The 4,704-nt window shown below is 74.8% G+C and carries 2 protein-coding genes; both read left to right on the forward strand.

From position 1 onward, the window contains the following. Positions 1-2,855: SDR family NAD(P)-dependent oxidoreductase (locus ACTWQH_RS32465; RefSeq protein ID WP_443290404.1), on the forward strand; the 2,855-nt coding region annotated here is incomplete at its 5' end. 24 nt (positions 2,856-2,879) lie between these two features. Then, the coding region (locus tag ACTWQH_RS32470) for a type I polyketide synthase (RefSeq protein WP_443290405.1) at positions 2,880-4,704 on the forward strand (1,825 nt) is incomplete at its 3' end.

Genomic DNA, 4,704 nt, shown 5'->3' on the forward strand with positions numbered 1-4,704 from the left:
CCCCCACCTGGCCCACCACCGGCCACCCCACCCCCCTCCCCACCTACCCCTTCCAACGCCAGCGCTACTGGCTGGACCTGCCGGAGACCGTGGGCGACGCCACGGACCTCGGACAGGCGGAGGCTGGCCACCCGCTCCTCGGCGCGGCGGTGGAACTGCCCGACGACGAGGGTGTTGCGTTCACCGGCCGCCTCTCGCTCCGCGCCCACCCCTGGCTGGCCGACCACGCCGTGCACGGCACCGCGCTGCTGCCCGGCACCGCCTTCGCCGAACTCGCCCTCCACGCCGGCCAGTACGTCGGCTGTGAACGGCTCGAAGAGCTCAACCTCCAGGCTCCGCTCCTCCTCCCCGAGCAGGGCGCGATGCCGCTCCAGGTGACCGTCGGCGCCCCTGACGGCGAGGGCCGACGCCCGGTGACGATTCACAGCCGCAGGGACGAGGACACCCTGGTCCTCGCCAAGGGAACGCTGGCCGCCGGCCCGGCCCCGGCGGCGGAGGTCGGTCCCGGCGCGGGAGTGGAGGCGTTCCCGCCCGAAGGGGCGACTCCGGTGGACCTGGAGGAGCTGTACGGGCGGCTGGCCTCCACCGGCCTGGGCTATGGCCCCGCCTTCCAGGGGCTCTCCTCGGCCTGGCGGCTCGGCGACGAGGTGTACGCCGAGGTCACGCTGGACAACGGCGACCGCGACGGTGACGGCGAGACGGAGGGCTTCGGCATCCACCCGGCGCTGCTGGACGCCGCCCTGCACCCGTTGGCGTTCGCCGACGACACGGCCGAGGGCTCGGCGCGCCTGCCGGTGGCCTGGTCGGATGTGTCCCTGCACGCCGTCGGCGCCCGCGCCGTCCGCGTGCGGCTGACGCCGACCGGTGCGGACACCATCGCCCTGGCCGTAACGGACCACCAAGGCACGCCGGTTGCCGAGGTGGGGGCTCTGACGGTGCGGGAGACTCGTCCGGAGAGCCTGGTGGCCCAAGGGCCGCGCGATCTGTACGAGCTGGCCTGGACACCGCTGCAACTGCCGCAGCCGCAGCCGCTGCCGCAGGCCACGCCGGACCCGCTCGCGGGCGTCCCGGAGGTGGCCGGGGCCGGTGAGCTCGCCGCCGCGCCCGACTCCGCCACGGTGCTGGCCCACTGCCCCGACCGGCTGGCCGACCCCGCTCAGGTTCGGGACGCGCTCGCCTGGGCGCTCGACCTGGCGCAGGCCTGGTTGGCCGAGGAGCGGTTCGCCGAGTCGCGGCTGGTCGTCGTGACCCGCGACGCGACGGGTGAACGGCCCGGCAGCCTGGCGCACGCCGCCGTCTGGGGGCTGCTCCGCTCCGCGCAGACCGAGAATCCCGGCAGGTTCGCGCTGGTGGACCTCGCCGGAGGCGACGATGACCTCCTCGCGGCCGCGCTCGGCACGCAGGAGCCGCAGGTCGCTGTCCGGGACGGCGCCCTGTACGCCCCTCGCCTGGCACGGACCGCTCCCGCCACCGAAACGGGCCCGGCGCTCGACCCGGACGGTGTGGTGCTGGTCACCGGGGCGACGGGGGCGTTGGGCGGCCTGGTGGCCCGCCACCTGGTCACGGCGTACGGCGTCAAGCGCCTGCTGCTGGTCAGCCGCCGCGGGCCCGACGCCCCCGGCGCCGCCGAGCTGCGCGACGGCCTGACCGCCCTCGGCGCCGAAGTCACCCTCGCCGCCTGCGACCTGGCCGACCGCGCCGCCGTCGCCGCACTCCTCGACGCCCACCCCGGCATCACCGGCATCATCCACGCCGCCGGCGCCCTGGACGACGCCACCATCCCCTCCCTCACCCCCGAACGCCTCGACACCGTCCTCCGCGCCAAAGCCGACGCCGCCTGGCACCTCCACGAACGCGCCGGAGACGTCGCGCTGTTCGCGCTCTTCTCCTCCGTCTCCGGCGTCTTCGGCGGCGCGGGGCAGGGCAACTACGCCGCCGCCAACGCCTACCTCGACGCCCTCGCCGCGCACCGCCGCGCCCAGGGCCTGCCCGCCGTCTCCTACGCCTGGGGCCTGTGGGACACCGGCGGCGGCAGCGGGGTGAGCGGGATGACCGGGCAACTCGCCGAGGCCGACCGGGCACGGATGGCGCGCAGCGGCATCCTGCCGATCAGCGGCGAGCTCGGACTCGAGCTGTTCGACGCCGGGCTGCGCGCGGAGCGTTCCGTGGTGGTGCCGGTGCGGCTGGAGCCGTCGGCGCTGCGCGACCCGGTCCCCCTGCTGCGCGGCCTGGTCCGCACCCCGGCGCGCCGCGCCGCCGCGCACGGGCACGCGGGCCCGGGCACGCCGGGCGCCCCGCGCGGGGCCGGGGGCGGTACGGCGCTGGTCGAGCGGCTGGCAGGGATGTCCGCCGAGGAGCGGACGGAGGCGTTGCAGGAGCTGGTGCGCGATCACGTGGCCGACGTGCTGGGGCACTCCAACCCGAGCGCGCTGGACATCCAGCGGGGTCTGCTGGAGCTCGGCATCGACTCGCTGACCGCCGTCGAGCTGCGCAACCGCCTCGGTGCGACGGTCGGGCACCGGCTGCCGACCACGTTGATCTTCGACCACCCGACGATCGCCGCGCTCGCCGCCTACCTCGACGCCGAGGTGGTGCCCGCGACGGGCGAGGGCACGGCCGGAGCCAGCGAGCTGGACCGGCTGGAGAAGGTGCTGCTGGCGCTGGCGCCCGAGGACGAGCAGCGCGTACACCTGGCGCGCCGCCTCCAGGAGGTGCTGGTCAACGCCGGGATGGCGGAGCTGATGGCCTTGGCGCCGCCGCAGCCCGACGAGACGGAACGGATGCTCGGCGCAGCGTCCGACGACGAGATCTTCGACTTCATCGACAACGAGCTCGGCGAGCTCGGGAACTCCTAGGCAGAGGAAGTAGACGCCGCCGTGGTGAATGAAGACAAGCTCCGTGACTACCTCAAGCGCGTGACGGCCGACCTGCATCGGACCCGCAAGAGGTTGCAGGAGGTCGAGGCGAAGGACCAGGAGCCGATCGCGATCGTCGGCATGGCCTGCCGCTACCCCGGCGGCGTCGCCTCGCCGGACGAGCTGTGGGAGCTTGTGGCCGAGGGCCGCGACGCGATCTCCGGCTTCCCCGAGGACCGGGGCTGGGACCCGGACCTGTACGACCCGGACCCGGCGCGGACCGGGAAGTCCTACGCCCGCGAGGGCGGCTTCCTGTACGACGCGGCCGACTTCGACCCGGAGTTCTTCGGGATACCGCCGCGCGAGGCGTTGACGATCGACCCGCAGCAGCGGCTGCTGCTGGAGACCGCCTGGGAGGCGGTGGAGAGCGCCGGGATCGACCCGGCCTCGCTGCGCGGCAGCCACACGGGCGTCTTCGCCGGGGTGATGTACGGCGACTACGGCTCGCGGCTCAGCCCGATCCCCGACGGCTTCGAGGGGTACGTGGGCACCGGCAGCGCCGGGAGCATCGCCTCGGGGCGGGTCTCGTACACCTTCGGCTTCGAGGGGCCGGCCGTCAGCATCGACACGGCGTGCTCGTCGTCGCTGGTCGCCCTGCACCTGGCGGCCCGGGCGCTGCGCAACGGCGAGTGCGGGCTCGCGCTCGCGGGCGGCGTGACGGTGATCGCCACCCCCAGTCTCTTCGTGGAGTTCAGCCGGCAGCGGGGGCTGTCACCGGATGGGCGGTGCAAGGCGTTCGCCGCCTCGGCCGACGGGACGGGCTGGGGCGAGGGCGTGGGCCTGGTGCTGCTGGAGCGGCTGTCGGACGCCCGCCGCAACGGCCACCAGGTGCTCGCGGTGCTGCGCGGCTCGGCCATCAACCAGGACGGCACCAGCAGCCAGTTGACCGCGCCGAACGGGCCCTCACAGCAGCGCGTGATCCGGCAGGCCCTGGCGGACGCGCGGCTGGGCGCGGCGGACGTGGACGTGGTGGAGGCGCACGGCACGGGGACAACGCTGGGCGATCCGATCGAGGCGCAGGCGCTGCTCGCGACGTATGGCAAGGACCGCCCAGAGGACCGGCCGCTGTGGCTGGGCTCGCTGAAGTCGAACATCGGGCACCCGCAGGCGGCGGCCGGCGTCGGCGGCGTGATCAAGATGGTCATGGCGATGCGGCACGGCATGCTGCCGCAGACGCTGCACGTGGACGAGCTGACGCCGCACGTCGACTGGGAGGCCGGGGCGGTCTCCCTGCTGACGGAGGCGCGGCCGTGGCTGGAGCACGACGGGCCGCGGCGGGCGGGCGTGTCGTCGTTCGGCATCAGCGGCACCAACGCCCACGTGATCATTGAGGAGGCGCCGGCCGCGGAGGCGGCGGAACGGAGCGGCGACCAGGGCGACGGCGGCGGCGCGGCGGAGTCGACCGGCGTGGCCGGGGCCATCCCGTGGATGCTGTCCGCACGCACCGAGCAGGGCGTGCGGGACCAGGCCGCCCGCCTCCGTGACCGTCTCGCGACGGTGGCCGGGCCGGAGGGCCAGGTGGACGCGGCCGCGGTGGCGCATGGGTTGCTGCGGCGGTCTCGTTTCGATGAGCGGGCGGTCGCCTTCTCTCCCGACGCGCTGGCGGCGTTGGCTGCGGGCGAGCCGCATCCGGATCTGGTCACGGGCAGTGTGGTCAGTGGCAAGACGGTGTTTGTGTTTCCCGGGCAGGGTTCGCAGTGGCCGGGCATGGGCCAGCACCTCATGGCCACCGAGCCGGTCTTCGCCGACCACATCCAGGCCTGCACGGACGCCTTCACGCCCTACACCG

Source organism: Streptomyces sp. 6N223 (genome assembly GCF_052246635.1).
GTDB lineage: Bacteria > Actinomycetota > Actinomycetes > Streptomycetales > Streptomycetaceae > Streptomyces.